This is a genomic window from Nocardia suismassiliense (assembly GCF_900269665.1).
GTDB lineage: Bacteria > Actinomycetota > Actinomycetes > Mycobacteriales > Mycobacteriaceae > Nocardia > Nocardia suismassiliense.
Window position 1 is genome coordinate 1,388,429 of the sequence record NZ_LT985361.1, and the last position, 17,294, is coordinate 1,405,722.

The 17,294-nt window shown below is 67.9% G+C and carries 10 protein-coding genes; 6 read left to right on the top strand and 4 right to left on the bottom strand.

From position 1 onward, the window contains the following. Positions 1–4: 4 nt before the first annotated feature. From DBO33_RS06255 to DBO33_RS06270, 4 genes are all read right to left on the bottom strand, one after another. The gene (locus DBO33_RS06255; protein ID WP_234390711.1) at positions 5–1,528 is read right to left on the bottom strand and encodes a hypothetical protein; all 1,524 of its coding nucleotides are present in this window, start codon (positions 1,526–1,528) and stop codon (positions 5–7) included. A 132-nt stretch (positions 1,529–1,660) separates the two neighbouring features. Beyond that, positions 1,661–2,104, bottom strand: coding sequence for a D-aminoacyl-tRNA deacylase (gene dtd, locus DBO33_RS06260; RefSeq protein WP_107660028.1), 444 nt, complete (start codon positions 2,102–2,104; stop codon positions 1,661–1,663). Between the two features lie 60 nt (positions 2,105–2,164). Further along, positions 2,165–4,477, bottom strand: coding sequence for a serine/threonine-protein kinase (locus DBO33_RS06265; RefSeq protein WP_107654169.1), 2,313 nt, complete (start codon positions 4,475–4,477; stop codon positions 2,165–2,167). 102 nt (positions 4,478–4,579) lie between these two features. Then, positions 4,580–6,145 (bottom strand): amino acid permease, encoded by a 1,566-nt coding sequence (locus tag DBO33_RS06270; protein WP_107654170.1) that lies wholly within the window; start codon positions 6,143–6,145, stop codon positions 4,580–4,582. A 284-nt stretch (positions 6,146–6,429) separates the two neighbouring features. On the opposite strand from DBO33_RS06270, the gene DBO33_RS06275 reads away from it, so the two are divergent. The 6 genes from DBO33_RS06275 (at position 6,430) to DBO33_RS06300 (ending at position 17,294) form a co-directional block, all read left to right on the top strand. Further along, complete coding sequence (locus DBO33_RS06275) at positions 6,430–7,212, top strand: MerR family transcriptional regulator (RefSeq protein WP_107654171.1); 783 nt, start codon at positions 6,430–6,432, stop codon at positions 7,210–7,212. Between the two features lie 452 nt (positions 7,213–7,664). After that, positions 7,665–7,988, top strand: coding sequence for a hypothetical protein (locus DBO33_RS06280; protein ID WP_107654172.1), 324 nt, complete (start codon positions 7,665–7,667; stop codon positions 7,986–7,988). A 116-nt stretch (positions 7,989–8,104) separates the two neighbouring features. Further along, a complete protein-coding gene (locus DBO33_RS44880) occupies positions 8,105–15,109 on the top strand; it encodes a WXG100-like domain-containing protein (RefSeq protein WP_107654173.1) in 7,005 nt (2,334 codons plus the stop codon). Between the two features lie 138 nt (positions 15,110–15,247). Further along, positions 15,248–16,213 (top strand): alpha/beta hydrolase, encoded by a 966-nt coding sequence (locus DBO33_RS06290; protein ID WP_107654174.1) that lies wholly within the window; start codon positions 15,248–15,250, stop codon positions 16,211–16,213. A gap of 143 nt (positions 16,214–16,356) precedes the next feature. After that, positions 16,357–16,848, top strand: coding sequence for a DUF6301 family protein (locus DBO33_RS06295; RefSeq protein ID WP_107654175.1), 492 nt, complete (start codon positions 16,357–16,359; stop codon positions 16,846–16,848). Further along, on the top strand, positions 16,845–17,294 hold the full coding sequence (locus DBO33_RS06300) for a TY-Chap domain-containing protein (protein ID WP_107654176.1): 450 nt from the start codon (positions 16,845–16,847) through the stop codon (positions 17,292–17,294). The genes DBO33_RS06295 and DBO33_RS06300 overlap by 4 nt, the downstream gene beginning before the upstream one ends.

The following is a 17,294-nucleotide window of genomic DNA, read 5'->3' on the forward strand; positions in this document are numbered from 1 at the left end:
CGCCTCAGGGCGTCGTACGGAAGAACAACACGCGATCACCGTGCTCGGCGAGCGGGGTGGTCGCGCTGATCTGCCGCAGACCGCTCGACGGAAGATAGGTGAGGTTGGCGAACATCTGGGTGTTGCCGAACGCCGCACGCAGCTTCGTCTCGTTGGCACGGTCGGCGTTCAGATCGGCCAGCATCTTGAAGTCCAACGGCGCCAACGGTTTATCCAGCGGCGCCTGCCCGGCCGGTCGGCCGAGCGCGGCGTACTGGGTTGCCGCCCCGTGCTCGTACCAGCACAGCTCGTAGGCGACGTGCTCGGTCACCGTGATCGCGGCCACCGGCCAATCCTGGGACAGTCGCATCGCGAGCGGATGCTTTCCGACCGGCGTGAGCTCCCAATGCAGACTCAGCACCGTCACCCAGCCGCCGTAGGGCTGATCGATCAGCACCACATCGTCGCCGAGCTTCTCCGCGGTGTTGACCTCCGCATCGGTGATCTTCCAATGCTGCTCGTGCTCACCGAGATAACTGGCTCGGTCCATGGGATAGGCGTCATCGGTCGCGTACGCGCCGATGATCGCCGCGCGGATCTGCGCGATCGCGTCCGGCACCGGGCAGTACACGCTCAGCGCGCCGAAACTGGTGCCTATCTGCACCGGCATCGACGGCGGATCGGGCTCCGCACCGGGCAGCAGCGGTCTTAGGCCGACGAGCGCCAGCTTCCAGTTGAGTTCCTCGACGGTCGACAGATCGCCCGAGGACTTGAACAGGATCTGCTGCTGGGTCAGCCGTCCGGCCTGCTCCAGCGTGCGGCAACCGAGCTCAGCGAGCGCCTTGTACGACTTCGGGGTCAGATCGAGATCTTGAATCCCGCACGCGCGCAACCGGATCGACATGCTCATCGAGGTGAACGCGGAATACCGCTCGCGATACATCGAGAGGGCCTGTTTGCGGGACCGGCCCACCATGAGGGTCCGCAGCAGCGTGCTCAAACTGGCCAGGTACTTGCCCGAGAGCTCCGGATTCGCCGCGGCCAGCGCCGCACGGATCCGGGCCGCCTCCTCGGTGGCCGCGACGGCGGCGTCCTGATCGAGGCGCCCGAGCCACACACCACACTTCGATAGCCCGTCGGCACAGAGCCCCGCGACCTCCGGATGGATGCGGGCCACTTGCCGGTAGGCGTCACACGCGCGCCGGATGGTGGTGGTCGCAAGCTCCCGGCGACCGCTGTGCCTGGCCGCGAGCTCAACTGACCGCAGGGCCTCGTTCAGCTCACCCGCCAAACGCGCGTTCAGCACCTGTCCGGTGGACAGCAACCGCAGCCGGATACCGACCGCCTCCTCGGCGGGCGCCAGTGCGTCCCTGGTCCGGTCCCGTACCGACCCGTCGGTCTTGGTGGCGATGAAGCCCTTCGCCAGATCGGCGAGCGAGGTGGCAAGTCGCAGATCCGCCTCGATCGAACGATCAAGCGCCGCATAGCGATCCGCGGCGACCCGACGCTCCAGCGCGTCCAGATCCATCGCGTCCCTCGTTTCCAGCATGATCCTCCGCTAACCGGCGGCGTCGCGCCACCCGCACCTTCTGCGCACGAGTCTGTCACGGTTACCGGCTCGGCGCACGAGGATCTTCCGCGGGTGCTGTGGGCGGGGTGTGCTTCGGACCGGTGCTGTCGGTCAACCCTCCAGCAGCAGGGTGACCGGACCGTCGTTGACCAGCTCGACATGCATGTGCGCGCCGAATCGACCGGTGGCTACCGTCGCGCCGAGCTCGCGCAGCGCGCGGGCGAACGCCTCGACGAGGGGCTCGGCGACGGGACCCGGCGCGGCCGCGTTCCAGGATGGCCTGCGACCCTTCGCGGTATCGGCGTAGAGCGTGAACTGGCTGACCACCAGGATCGGCGCGGCCAGGTCGGCGGCGGAGCGTTCGCCGTCGAGAATCCGCAGCCGCCATACCTTGTCGGCGAGTGTCTTCGCGGTCGACTCGGTGTCGCCGTGCGTGGCGCCGACCAAGGCGACGAGCCCGTGCGGAACACCCGAGGCCGCCGGATCTATGCGGCCGACGATGTCGTTGTCGACGCTCACCTGGGCTGAGGTCACTCGTTGCAGTAGGACTCGCACAGCCATTGATCATGCCGTGCGGCAGGGCAGTGGGAACGGTGGGTCAGCGGTGCGTCTCGGCTACCACAGGGAACGAGGCCGAATCTCGTTGGCCAAGTCGATGAGTGCATAACGATGCAGCCGATTCGGTGTCGTGCGCGCTACCGCACGCAACACCGACTCCAGTCCGCCGCGCAGACCCGCCTCGGTATAGCGGAAGCCGAGGATCGTGGCGGGGGGCGTTTCCGGTCGCCCGCCCCTGTTCAGCCAGGCCAGTGCCGCGCCGAGGACTATCGCCCGCAACTGCATCAGTCGCGGCTCGTCCGGTAGCGCGTGCAGGTGCGCCGCCGCCGCATCGAGGTCGGCCTGGGACAGCTCGTCCACCGGTCTGGTGACCAGCAGCAGGCACGCGGTCATCCGGGCGGCATTGTGGTGCCGCGAGGAATCCGGCACCTGCTGCATCGTCGCGACGGCGGTGGTGACATCCCCATCGACGGCCAGTCGTCGCACCAGACCGAACGCGGCACTCGCCACACCGCGGGTATTCCGCCAGACGGAGCGGTAATGCTCCGTCGCCGCCCGGTGCCACCGATCCGGCTCATCGGGGTTCTCCTGCGTCTGCAAGAGGAGCTCGGCGGTCGCGGCGAGCGCGAGCAGCGGCGCGATCTCACCGGGAACCATGGAGTGCACGCGATCGAAATGCTCGTACGCCGATTCGTATTCGGCGCAACACAGTTCGGCGATGCCGGTGTACCAGTCGATCCGCCAGTCCGCGCGATAGTCGTCTCGCACGCGTGCCAAGCTTTCCCGCGCTTGCTCGACCTCCCCGAGGTCGAGGTGCGCCCGCACCGCGGTCAATGTTCCTTCCAGATCGAAACTCTCGGGTGTGCCGACGACTCCCGCGCTCATGTCGGCGGTGCTCTGGCGCAGCGTGTCGAGCGCTTGCCGCGGATCACCGTGCAACAACGGCGACAGCAGCTCCGCACTCGGATCCTCGCTGTCGATCAACGGCACCGGCAGCGCGGCGACGACGCTCGCGGTGTCGAGCACGGGCAGGCGATGGGCATCGTCGACGAAGCCGACGTTCTGCCGGATCAGCGTATCGATACCGAAATCGCCACGCGGTGAACCGAATACGGCGGAGGTCTGCGGATGCTCGCGGTTGGTGTCCTCGGCCAGGACCGCGCGGAGCACGCCCGCGAGCTGGCGGTACATCGCGTACGCCGAGGGAAAGCGTTGTGCCGGATCGGGATCGGTCGCCCGCCGCAGCAGCCGTTCGAAGGACGGATAACGACGCAGCACCGGTTCTTCGTCCGCCGACGGAATGCCGGGCAGTTTCGGGCCGCGCGGTTCGGTGGGCATGTCCAGCGTCAACGCGGCCAATGTTCGCCCGACGGTGTGGATGTCGGAGGCCACGGTCGGTCCGGTCTGGGTGAACTCCGGGGCCTGGTACCCATGCGTGCCGTAGAGGCTGCCGCCGGATTCCCTGGCCGCCACCGCGCCGAGGTCGATGAGTTTCACCTCGTCCTCGGTGACCATGATGTTGTCGGGTTTGAGGTCGTTGTAGGCCAGGCCGAACGAGTGCAGGTAATCGAGGGCAGGCAGCACCTCCATCACATAAGCGATGGCCTCGGCGACGGGAATGCGTTCCGGCGCACGCAGATCGAGCATCGTCTTCAGCGATTGCCCGCCCACGTACTCCATCACGATGTACCCGCACGGAATGCCCTCCGCGGACCGGTGTTTGACGAAGTTGAAGATCTTCACGATCCCCGGGTGCGCCATCTCCGCGAGGAACTGACGCTCGGCCAGCGCCACCACGTGCGCCTCGAAGTCGAGCGGGTTCTGCAACCCCTTCAAGACCACCCAGCGGTCGCTGACATTGCGATCGAGGGCCAGGAAGATCCAGCCCATCCCGCCGTAGGCGAGGCAGCCCTGCACCTCGTACTGGCCGGCGATCAGATCGCCGCGGGCCAGCAGCGGCCGGAAATTGAACGGTGAGCCGCACCGGGGACACTTGCCCGCCGACGCGCCGTCACCGTTGTCGGCCGAGCGGCCGACGGGCTTCTGGCATTTCCAGCAGAACCGCTTGTCCTCGGGAACTTCGGGATTGCGCAGCATCGCGGTGGCCGGGTCGACCAGCGACACCCGCGGTAGCTCGACCAGGCCCGCGCTGAGCCTGCGCACACTGCGGGACCGGACGCTGCGGCTGGACCGGGTTTCGGCCTCCGACGAGATCGAATCCTCGTCGTCGGACGACCACGCCTCGGTCGCCGAGACCCGGCGGGTCGCCCAGGGGAAGGTGGCTCGGTACGCCATTTCGGTGGGGTCGCGAATCAGTGTGCTCGCGCGGGCGACGGGGGGAGGATCGTCGGAGCCACTGAAGTCCGGCATTCGACCCTCTCAACACCCACGAAGACAACATCGGGCCGACACCGCCACGCCCCGCAGCCCCGGTGGGTCGCCGTGCTGCGGAGCGAGCGGGACAGGTCGGCCTTAGCGCGATTCTGCCTCATCGTGCGGTGTCGTGCCGTTGCTTGCGCCGGATATATCGGCGATGCGGTGGTCGCGGTGCTCCAGCGGGCGCTCGGCCAGCACCGGGAACGCGCCGGTGAAGCCGGTGCGTATCGCCGCGACATGCAAGACCCGGCGGCGCGCCAGGAACCAGCCGCCGACGAGGGCGGGAACCATGATCACGCCCATCGCGATGACGGCACCGCGCTGCACGTCGTTGTTGCTGAACAGCATGAGCAGCACCACCGCGGCGAGGAACACCAGCGTCGCGATGCTGGTGTACGGCGCGCCGACCAGGCGGAACCCGGGGCGCACCAGCCGTCCCTCGCGGGACCACTGCCACAGCTTGAGCTGGCAGAGCACGATCGCCGCCCACGCCGTGATGGTGCCGAGCGCCGACATGTTCAGGACGATCTCGAAGGCCTTCTCCGGGACCAGTGCATTGAGTCCGACACCGACCAGGGCAACCGCGCCGGTCGCGAGGATGCCCACGTAGGGCACGCCCCGCCGGGACATCAGCGCCGCCACGTTGGGCGCGCTGCCGTTCATGGCCATCGAACGCAGAATCCGGCCGGTCGAGTACAGCCCGGCGTTGAGGCTGGAGAAGGCCGCGGTCAGCACCACCAGGTTCATCAGCGTGCCGGCGCCGTCGATGCCGATCTTGGCGAAGAACGTCACGAAGGGGCTCTCGCCGGCCTTGAAAGCGGTGTAGGGCAACAGCAGCGAGAGCAACACCAGCGAGCCGACGTAGAACACCGCGATCCGGGCGATCACCGAGTTGATCGCGCGCGGCATGATCTTTTCCGGGTTCTCCGCCTCACCGGCCGCGGTGCCGATCAATTCCACTGCGGCATAAGCGAAGATGACGCCGGTGGTGCACAGCACGACCGGAATCAGGCCGTTCGGGAGCAGGCCACCGTTGTCGCTGATCACGCTGACGCCGGTGCTGTTGCCTTCGATCGGGAATCGGCCCGCGAGGAAGAAGGTGCCGACGATCAGGAAGCCCATGAGCGCGATCACCTTGATCAGCGCCGCCCAGAACTCCATCTCGCCGAACCATCGCACCGACACCATGTTGATGCTCACCACCAGCGCCAGCGCGATGAGCGCGATGGTCCACTGCGGGATCACCTGCAGGCTGCCCCAGTAGTGCACGTAGGTGGCGATCGCGGTGATGTCGACGATGCCGGTCATGCACCAGTGGAAGAAGTACATCCAGCCGACGCCGAACGCCAGCTTCTCGCCGTAGAACTCGCGGGCGTAGGAGACGAACGAGCCGGAGGACGGTCGATGCAGGATCAGCTCACCGAGCGCCCGCAGGATGAAGAATACGAACACGCCGCACACCGCGTACGCCAGGAAGAGCCCCGCCCCGGCCTCCTTCAACCGCCCGCCCGCGCCGAGGAAGAGCCCGGTGCCGATCGCGCCACCGATGGCGATCATCTGTAGCTGCCGTGGGCGCAGCGCCTTGTGATATCCCACATCCTCGGCGTGTAGCGCCCGTGCGGCCTGCTCCTGCGTCGCTGAGGGAGGTCGGACGATAGTCATGCGTGGCCTTTCCTGTGACGGCAGTCATAACGTCGAATAACGTACCGTTGTTTAGCGGCACGTTCAATAGACGTACATGATTGTCATCTGAGGACATGAGATCGTCACCTGGCGAGAGCCAACGGCTATCGCAGGGCAAACCGGTTCGGGCGGCTTCGGTCGGCACATCGGGCCGCGGGCGGGAGCTCAGCGAATGGCCTGCGGTCCGTGTCTGCGGCGCAATGGTGAAGTACCGCACCCTCGGACCAGCGAACAACCGTGTTTCGGTGTGGTTTCCTTGAGATATGGCAGCGGGTACGGAGTTTACGATCGATGAGCTGGCGCGTGAGGCGGGTACGACCGTGCGGAGCCTGCGCGTCTATCACGAGCGTGGGGTGCTGCCGCCCCCGCAGGTGAAGGGGCGAACCGGGTTCTACGGGTCCGACCATCTCAATCGGGTGCGTACCATCGGCCGGTTGCTGGATCGGGGCATCAAGCTGAACGGCATCCGGGAACTGCTGGAGGCGTGGGATCGCGGCGACGACCTGGGTGACATCCTCGGCGTTCCGGAACCGGAGGCCCTCGCGCATGTCGCGATGCCGGCCGAGACCGCGGTGCCGATGCATCCCGATGCGCCACCGGCCGTCAGTGAAATGGTCATTGCCGCAACGGAACTCGCGGATCTCTACCGTGATGTCCCGCAGGGGCTCGCGCGGGTCGTCGCGTCCGGCATGTACGAGCCGCTCGACGCCGCCACCTATCGCGTGGCGGACCATCAGCTCGTTCGGATCGCGCAGCAGCTGGCGGCGTCGGGTGCGCCGCCGGCCCAGGTGCTCGACGAGGTCGAGCGGTTGCGCGGCGATTGCGACCGGATCGCCCGTCGTTTCGTAGACGGGTTCGAGCGCACGGCGTGGCGGGCGTTCCGGCAATCGGGGCGCACGTCGGCGGATCGGGCCGAGCTGGCCGAGCGTGTGGCCGCGGTTCGGGTTGTGCCTGGTCAAGTCGCGGCCGAACTGGTCGATCGCTTCGTCGCCAAATATCTCGAACGCGATATCCCTGAGTTGGCTGACGAGTTCCCGGGTCAGTAAGAAGGATCGGTCTTATCCGAGGGCTCGAGCGCACCAATAACTTGCCGCTGGACAGCGGTACGTTGTTCAATGTAGCGTCGGGGTTGGGATCTGGGGGCATGCGCAAAGCGACGCCAAGCTGAGCATGCCCCCGGAACCTTATGGCCGGTCCGCTCGCTCGAGTGTCCGCTCCCGGCTGCGGCGTGCGCCCTCGCCGGCTCCTATAACTGCGTGACCTTGCCGTCGTCGGCCGGTCCCCACGGTGCCTGCTGATCTCAGTCCGCTCGCCGAACATCAACGCGTATAGCACGTTTCGCTGGACCAACGGCTAGGTGTACCCACCTGTTGCATGTAACTGTCGCGGCACTCTCCGTTCATGTGCGAGCAACAGGGCAGTTGCTATCGACTGTCATCGTCGGATGCGTACGAGCTGAAGTGGGTGCGGGTGACCGCACGTACGCGGAGGGAACGCGGTGGCGGACAAAGTCCAGTACGAGTCGGAGCTGTTCTTCAAGGCGGCCAAGAAGACCGGAGACGCACGCGACCGGATCAACGGGGTCCTGAACACCTTGCAGGCCTCGATCAACTCCCGTGGCAACCCTTGGGGCAACGACACACTCGGCCGTAGCTTCGCGAACGGGGCGGATGGTTCGGGCGGCTACACCTCGTCGCGCGACAACATCATCATGGGCGCGCAGAACATCGCAGGCTCGCTCGGCAACTTCTCCACCGGCCAGACCAAGAGCGCCAAGCTGCTGGAAAAGATGGAGCGCGGCAACCGCGATGGTTTCAGCTGATCCACGCTTCGTGCGCAGCTGAGGACCGGGCAAGCCGAAGTGCGTCCGGTCGCCGAGATCGTCGCCTGCGGCGGCCCGGACACCGTGTCGCGCTGCTGACAGCGGGATAACCGAACATGATCGAACTACCTGGCTGGCTGGAATGGCTCGAGCCGATCGTCGGCATGGAGTGGCCGGAGGGCAACGAGGACCAGATGTGGGCGCTGGCCCAGGACTGGCACACCGCCGCCGACGAGCTGCGCGCCGTGCTCTTCGATATCGACGCGGCGAAAAGCGCCTCGCTGACCGCCTATCCGGTCGGCGAGGGCGTCGAAGAAATGATCAAGGGCTTCGACAGCATGCGGTCCGGCGACGGATCGGACCAGGACCAGTCGGTGCAGAAGCTGGCCGAACTCTTCGACCAGATCGGCGAATCCGCGCACAGCGTCGGCACCGAGATCGAGTACGCGAAGCTGATGTACTGGAGCTCGCTCGGCCTGCTGGCCGCCGAACTCGCTGCCGCGTGGCTGTTTCCGCCGACCGCGCCCGCGGTCCAGGCGGTCGCGATCGGCCTCACCAGGGTGGCGGTGCGCATCATCGGCCAGCGGGTGGTCGCCGCGATCGCCCGGCACGTCGGCAAGCTCGTCGCGTCGAAGTTCGCGAAATTCATGCTGCGACATGTGGCGATCGATACGGTGCTCGGCACGCTGCAGGAGCTCGGCGTCCAGCAGTGGCAGGTATCGCAGGGCAATCGCAAGGAGATCAACTGGGAGCAGGTCGCGGTCACCGCCGTCAGCTCGGCCGCGGGTGGGGCGGCGGCAGGCCCGTTCGGCGACTGGCTCGGCAACAAGCTCAGCGCGGAGATGAAGCCGTGGATGCGTGCCGCGATCACCGGACCCGCCGCCGGTTTGGTCGGTGCCGGAGCGGGTTTCGTCGCCGCGACCGCCACGCAGTTCGGGATCGACGCCGCAAAGAACGGCTGGGACGATGCGTGGGACAACCTGAAGAACACGCAGGTCGATTGGCGGATGTTTACTGCGGGCGCCTCGAACGGCGCGATGTCAGCGGTGAACAAGGTTGGGGCACAGCATGCTTGGGGGAACATGCGGCCGGAGATGTTCAACAGGTCCAGTTTCGGGTCTCGGTTCGAAGATGTCTTCAACACCGCGGGCAGTGACGGTTCGAGTTCGAACGACGGTGCGCGCGTAGGGCTTCGGCCCGACGGTGCAGGGTTGCCTGCCGGTGCCGGGGATGGCAGCGGACGGGGTACGTCAGGCGGCGATGGCCGAACTGGGGCGGGCGGCGATGGCCGGAGTGCGGCAGGTGGCGACGGCCGGGGTGCGGCTGGTGACAATGGCCGCAGTACGGCGGGTGATGACACGACCCGGCCCGCCGGAACTTCGGACGCCGACGGCAGGGGTACCGGGGGAGAAGCCGGGGCGCGGCAGGCCGGCGCGGATACGGCCAACGGCCGGGACTCGGGCGAGGCCGCCGGGACAACCGACAGATCGGGTGACGGCAGGGGATCGACCGACGATGCCGCATCGAACGAGGCCGCAGATCGGTCGAGCGACAACACATCCCGGGGAGAAGACCGCGCCGCTGGGGATCCGACGTCGGACACTCGTTCCACCGGTGAACCGCAAACGCGGGCAGGCGACAGCAGTACACGATCGATCGATGGCACACCGACGAGCGCCGACCATATTGCCGCACAGTCTGATTCGGCCGATGCCGGAACGCAGCGAGCAGGAGCCGCACCGGAGGCGGACGCCGTGCGCGGGGCAGGCTCCGATGGCCTGATCGACGCCGCATCTACCGGCAATGACCCGGTTCCGGTGCACAACAACGTCGGTGACGGCTTGGCCACCACCGCACCGGCCCATGCCGCATCCACCGCAAACCCGGCGTCTACTCCCGCGCAGCCGACCACGGCGAATCCCGCCGGTGCTGGCGAAAGCCGTAGCACCCCGGCATCTTCCACTGTTCCTCGCGCGGCATCGCCGGACCTCCGCGCGCAGACCGGTTCCGACACACCTCGGGTCGAGCAACCACGCCCGCAAACGGGTATCGAACCGCGGGCTGGAGCCCCGGACAGCCGCCCGGCCGGCGAGTCCCGCCCGGTGGGCGATCGACCCCGGGCCGGTGACCTCCGTGCGGACGGCGCCGAGTCGAGCCGCACGGGCCTCGCAGACACCGCGGCGCACGGCACGGACCACCAGTCGGCGCTGCAGTCCGAGTCCACCGGTGAGCAGCCCCCGCGTACCCGGGCCGAGGCGGACGGTTCCGCGCCGGTACGGCAGACGGTCGAGTCCGCGGTGCCCGCCGATGGTCCGCAACCTCGAGAGGCAGGCGACCCGTCGGCTCTCGACGTGGTCGGCCTGCTGCCACTGGCGGCGGTAGCGGGCGCGGAGGCCTCGCCCCGATCGGATCGGACCGCGCACCCGGAGACCGTCACGCGCACCGACGACGACAGTGCCGCAGCGAAACCTGATCCGTCGAACGCCGACCATCCGCGCGACTGTGCGGTGCGCAGTCTCGAATTGATTCGCCGGATCACCGGCAGCCCGGTGATCGAAGTGCCGACCAGGGAGGTCGGCCCGGACGGTGTGTCCCAGGACGACATCGAGCGGGCGGCCCAGGCGCCGCTACGAGATGTCGCGGACCACAACGAGATTCGCGACGCGCTGATGTACGAAACAAGGCCGGACGGAAGCCTGATCCTCGACTCCGAGGGCAACCCGATCGAGCGCCCCGACGGGGTAGCCGCGCTGGTCGTGGACGTGTACGGCAAGACCGACGAGCACAACGTCGGCGCGCACGCCTACGTGTTGGTCAAGGAGAACGGCGAGATCGTGGTGCACGATCCCGCAGCCGGACTTCGGCACCCGTTCCCGCCGATCCTGCCGGGTTCGGACTATCCGGTCCAGCTCACGCGCACGATCCTGTTCGACGAGAGCGGACTTCCGCAGCAGCGCGAGGATGCCGAGGTGCCGCCACGGGAACCGGCGCTGCGCAAAGTCGACGTCGGACAACGGCCCCCCGAGCCCGACGGCGGCCCCGTCGAACCGGCATCGGGCTCGAACGGCGGCTCGCGGAAGCCACCTGTCGAACCGCCCGCTTCGCCTGGTGACCCTGGCGACGAGTCGACATCGAAACCGAAGCAGGACAACGACTCCAGTGACCCCTCGGCGCTGGAACCGGACTCGATCATGCTCGCCGACGACGCCCATCCACTCACGCTCGACATCGACGGTGAACCGGTGCCGCTGACGCTGCAGCCGGTCGGCGAAGACCGTTGGCGCGCAGTGCCCGCCGACGAGGGTGACTCGCCTGCTCGGCGGGAGCCCTCGGGCGAGGTCGAGAAGAAGTCACGAGTTCGCAACGCGTGGGAACGCTTTCGGGATCGGACCTACGTACGCGGCTATCAAGGCGACAACCCCAAATACCCATCGGGCTCGGGCGAGGACGGCCGCGGACAGACGGCCCTGCGTGATGGCGCCGTCGCCGCGCCGGGCCTTTTCGATCCGCCGCCCCCAGCCCCCGCGCCGANCTCCACCCCCAGCGATCCGCCGCCCCGTCGACCCGGGTCAGGCGGTGCCGCCGAACGATCGGGTAGCGGCGGTCAGCCACTCGCCGAAGCACCCGGGACGAAGACGGACAACACAACGGATAGTGCCGCACGACAGCCGAAGTCGGTGAGCACGCCCAGTGACCCCACTCGTCCGGCCGAGACACCGCCGCCCGCACCCGAGGAGCCGTCGACCGGCACGCCGGAAGTACGCGACGACCGACCCGGTTCGGACACGCAACCGGACGGGCGCTCCCGGATCGACGAAGCGTTGGCGCGCGAAGTGGCCGCACTCGATGAGTCGTATCGGCGTCACTCGGCGGAGGCTGATGCCGAGTTGCAGCGGGTGCTGGACCATCTCGAGCAGGTCGGCCGCGATCTGTCAGGTCGACTCGATGCCGGTGATGTTGTGCCGGAGGCGGACTCGGCCGACCCGCCGTCGCGAATCGACGAGGCGTTGGCGCGTGAGCTGGCGAAGGTGGACGAGGCCTACCGGCGGCACGCGGATGAAGCCGACGCCGAATTGCAGCGGGTGCTCGATCATTTGGAGCAGGTCGGACGGGAGATATCCAGGCGCGCCGACGAGCATGATGTTGTGCCGGAGTCAGATTCGGTTGACCCGCGCTCACGGATCGATGAGGCGTTGGCGCGTGAGCTGGCCGCGCTCGATGAGTCGTATCGGCGTCACTCGGCGGAGGCTGATGCCGAGTTGCAGCGGGTGCTCGATCATCTCGAGCAAATCGGTCGTGAGTTGACCGGGCAGCTCGATCCGCATGGCGTTGGCCCCGAGCCTGATTCAGCCGACCCGCAGTCCAGGATCGATGCGGCACTTGCGCGTGAGCTGGCGAAGGTGGACGAGGCGTACCGGCGTCATGCCGAGGCAGCCGACGCCGAACTGCGGCGAGTCCTGGACCACCTGGAACAAATCCGGAACGATCTCGCCGCCCAGGGCGAACACCAGCGCCTGATGGCGGATCTCGAGGACGCGCACCGCGAGATGTCCGCCAAATTCGACGAACTCGCGCGGCGCGACTCCAATGGCCCCGAGGAGGAACCACCGACAACCGCCGTCCCACCACAGGAGCCGCCGTCGGACCCGCCGGGATCGGCAGGCCGCATCCCACCGGCGCATCCGGATCCCATTGCGGGCAAGGACCCTTCGGTCACCAACTCCGAGACGTCAGCCAGCCGCGAACCCGAGACCGACACGGAAGCGGCGACGACCCGCGTTCCGTCGCAGCACCCGGCCCCTGTTGCGCCCGGCGATCCGTCGGTCGACAACGCTGACCCGTCGCCCAATCGTGAATCCGCGACAGATCCCGACCCCTCCCAGCGCACGCCGGCATCGGCAGACGAATCCGCTCCGAGACCCGAACCCGCCGAAGGCGGTACCCGAACGAATCGCGGCAGCGCCGGTGATCCCCCGGAATCGGAGACCAGCCAAGGAGATCCGCGCCCCATTCCACAGTTGCCCGGCCGGGCACTCAGGTCGCACATCCCGCATCCGCCCAAGGACTACGAGTTCGAATTCCCTGAGCCGTTGAATACGGCCCCGAAACCATGGCCCGTACCGGACCCACAACCACCAACTCCACCCGAGCCTCCGCGACCACCTGAACCTCCACATCCCCCGGTCCCTCCGCGACCCCCGGTGCCTCCGCGTCCGCCGGTACCACCTGAGCGTCCGCAACCGCCGGTGCCTCCGCGTCCGCCGGTACCGCCGGAGCCTCCGCAACCGCCGGTACCGCCCAAGCCTCCGCGCCCGCCGCTGCCTCCGTGGCCGCCGGTGCCGCCGAATTTGCCTGACCCGCCGGATCTCCCGGTGCCACCGGGTCTGCCTGACCCGCCGGACTTGCCGGTGCCGCCGGATCTGCCGGTGCCACCGGGTCTGCCTGACCCGCCGGATTTGCCTGTGCCGCCGGATTTGCCGTCACCCCCCGAGGTGCCTGCTCCGCCGGATTTGCCGTTACCGCACGATCCCCCGCGTCCGCCGCTGCCTCCGTGGCCTCCGGTGCCGCCTGAGCTGCCGGAATTGCCACTGCCGCCGGATCGGCCTGCGCCACCAGATCTGCCGTTGCCGCCGCATGTTCCGGTACCACCGGGTCCGCCTGTCCCGCCGCCGGTTCCGGTGCCGCCGAATCTGCCTGACCCACCTGACTTGCCGCTGCCTCCGCACGTGCCCGTTCCGCCGGGTGCGCCGGTGCCTCCTGAGGTGCCGGAGCTGCCGGATTTGCCGGTGCCGCCGGATCTGCCTGTGCCACCGGGTCTTCCGATGCCACCAGATCTGCCTATTCCACCGCAGTTGCCAGATCTGCCGGATTTGCCGTCACCTCCCGAGGTGCCTGCTCCGCCGGATTTGCCGTTGCCGCCTGAGGTGCCGCGCCCGCCGGTACCACCTGAGCTGCCGGATCTGCCTGTGCCCCCGGATGTTCCGGTGCCGCCACACGTGCCGGTGCCGCCAGGTGCGCCTGTGCCGCCGCAGGTACCGGGGCTACCGGATTTGCCGGTGCCACCACAGGTTCCGATACCGCCGGGTGTGCCTGCCCCGCCGGACCTGCCGCTGCCGCCTTACATGCCTGTTCCGCCGGGTGTGCCTGTGCCGCCGCAGGTACCGGATTTGCCGTTGCCGCCGCAGGTTCCGGTGCCGCCTGACGTGTCGCACCCGCCGCTGCCGCCAGGTTTGCCATTGCCGCCTGAGCTGCCGGACGTGCCGTTTCTGCCAGGTTCGCCGGTGCCGCCGCAGGTACCGGGCCTGCCGGGTTCGCCGGTGCCGGCCCAGCCGGTGTCGCCGGAGCTACCGCACCCACCGCAGCCGAACTCGCACGCGGTGCCGCTGCCACCGGGACCGCCTGCCGCTCCGCAGGTGCCGACGCGACCGAACCTGCCTGAGCTGCCGAACCCGCCACAGTCGCCGCAGGCACCGGAGCAACCCCGGCCGCCCCAATCCTGGGCACCACCGACGACGTCTCCACACCCGTCGACTCCGTCCCCGGATCTACCCACCCCTCTGGGTTCCGCGCCACCGTGGTCACCCGGGTCATCGAATCCGCCACCGGCCGAGCCGATTCCACCGGGATCGTCGCTGCCGCCAGTGCCACCCTTCGCTCCGCTGCCGCCCATGAGCGGCGCACCGCAGGCGAATGGCAACGGCTATGGCAGGCGGTCGTACACCAGTGACAACCGCAGCGGCACAACGATTGTCGTGCGACCTTATGTCGGCTACGGCGTGTTCGCCGAGTTCGATCCGGCAACGGGCGCGCTGCGCGCGACCCCCGCTGATATGAGTCGCCTCGGCGGCGTCTATGCCGATCTGGGTGAAGTCCCGGTAGTGCTGTACCGGCACCACGGCAGGCTGGCGCTGCGTATCGGTGACCGCGACATCGATCTGGACAACCCGGTCACCGTCGACTGGTACCCCGCGGATCAGCGCAACACCAGATTCGTGGTCAGCGTCGCGGGCATCGTGGCCGCCACATTGACCTACCGGTCGCTACCCGGCGACATGGATCTCGGCTTGCTGGTCCGTGACGTCGTCGCCGATCCGACCCGCCGCGCCACCATCTTCGCCTGACTCGCAACGGGCACATGACGGCCGAAATAATCGTCCGTCATGTGCCACGACACAGCAGGTAGTCCCTGCTTTTGTGCACTCTGCCGAGTTGCTGTAACCGTTATTGCCAGCAACCACCGAGATTGCTTCAATCTATAGATGATCAAAGGTGATCCGGTGTCCATGGCCAGTCGTGGCGTGATCTTCGCGTTGCAGTCCACGCTCCGCCCGCTGGGCGCCCGACTGCCCGCCAACCGGTACGGAGTCGCCGGCGCGCGGCTCGGTCTGGCCGTCGCCTGCCGGATCTGGTTCGACCGCACACTGCCGACCACACCGGTCGATGTCCCGGGACCGCGTGGCCGCGCCATGGGGGAGTGGGTCGGTGCGGTGCCGCGCCCGGGCCAGTCGCTGATCTATTACCTGCACGGCAGTGGCTACGTCGGTTGTAGTCCGGCCACTCATCGGGGCCTGGTATCCGAGCTGGCCCGACGACTGGACCGCTCCGCATTCACCCTGCGCTATCGCCGCGCTCCGGAACACCGATTCCCCGCCGCACACGACGACGTGCTCAACGGCTACCTCTGGCTGCTCGAACAGGGCCACGCCGCCCAGGACATCGTGCTCATGGGCGATTCGGCGGGCGGCCACATGGCTCTCGGCCTGTGTGTACAGCTGCGCGAACTCGGCCTACCCCAGCCAAAGGCCGTCGTCGGCTTCTCGGCGCTGGTCGATTCGACCTGGACACTGGCCGACGCCCGCCGCGCCGAGGTGAAGGACGCATTCATGTCCTTCACCCTCGCCACCCGAATGACCGGCCTCTACACCGGCACAGCCCATTTCGACGACCCCCGACTGAACGTAGCCGCCCACGTCGGCCCCGACCTCCCGCCGATGCTCCTGCAAGCAGGCGCCAGCGAGATGCTCAGCGCCGACGCCGAGCACTACGGCGCCGCACAACGCGCCGCAGGCGGCCGCTGCGAGGTACAGCTGTGGCCAGGCATGTTCCACGTCTTCCAGGTGGGCCATCGGGTCATGCCGGAAGCCCGCGCCGCCCTGACCGAGGTCGCGCGGTTCGTCGCCGAGATCGAGCGTGCGGAGGCCGAGCGGGGCCCGCTCTCGGCGTAGCGTGGTCTTCCCATTTCGTGCAGGTCGCTGTTCGGTGGGTAGAGCCACCTGTGCTCGACCGTCACTGTTGAATATGCCTATCTGTTGTGGCACAGTCGGTCGCGCGGAAAGACGAGGTCCGACGGTACAACTAGGGTGATCGCATGACGGAATGGCGCGCACTGACCGACGAGGAGATCGTCGACCTGGCTACCAAGCTGCGTTCCCTGGAGTGGTCGTGGCGAATGGACGACGCTGCTCAGGTAGCGGAGACGTTCGGCTGGGAAATAGCGGTGGCCGAACCGAAGTTCGTGATGTTCGTCGCCATTTTCGGGTTCGACAGTGCGGGAATCATCGGCTGGGAAGGCCGGGCGGACTACATCACCGTGGAGGTAACCGGTGGTGGGCGCGACGAATCTCCCGGGCAGGCGCAGACCCGCGACGCTTTCGTCAGGATGAGCGCCACGCTGACGGGTGCGCTCGGCGAGCCGACCACCCGGAAGCCGGGTAAGTCCCCTGAGATCCGTTGGGCGGGAACGGAAACAACCTTGGTGCTGCAAAAGCTCAAGTCAGCGGTCGAGTTGACGCTGCTGACCAACGCCAAGCTCGCGCTGCGTGACCAGGCCGTCGAGCTCGAAGGTCAGGACACGGATTGAACGGCTGGGAAGAATTCGCAGACGGGCTGGCCGAGGAGCTGGCCGACCTGCCCGCGGGCGCGGTGGTGATCATCGCCGAGTCCGCCCCGACCTCGGAGGTCGCGCGCTACGCGCAGTTCCGCCAGTTCGACGACGTACTCGCCATGGAGCTCGGCGGCGACAGATGGCTGGAGCCGGCCGTGCAGGCGGGCGTAAAGGGTAATGAGCTGATCGCGAACGCGGGCTGGCAGCCGCCGGACTTCGACCACGTCGGAAATTGGTGGATCGAGTCGCCGTGGCCGATGGCGTCGGCCGATTATCGGCGGTTGGCGGCGATGGTGGTCACCGGATTGCGGGACGCGTACCGCATTTCAGAACCCTCGGCTTTGGCTTATCGCGCGTGGAATGAAAACGCGGGCAATAGTCCCATGGAACTGCCGTCGCTCGGCTTGTCCCGAACAAGCTGA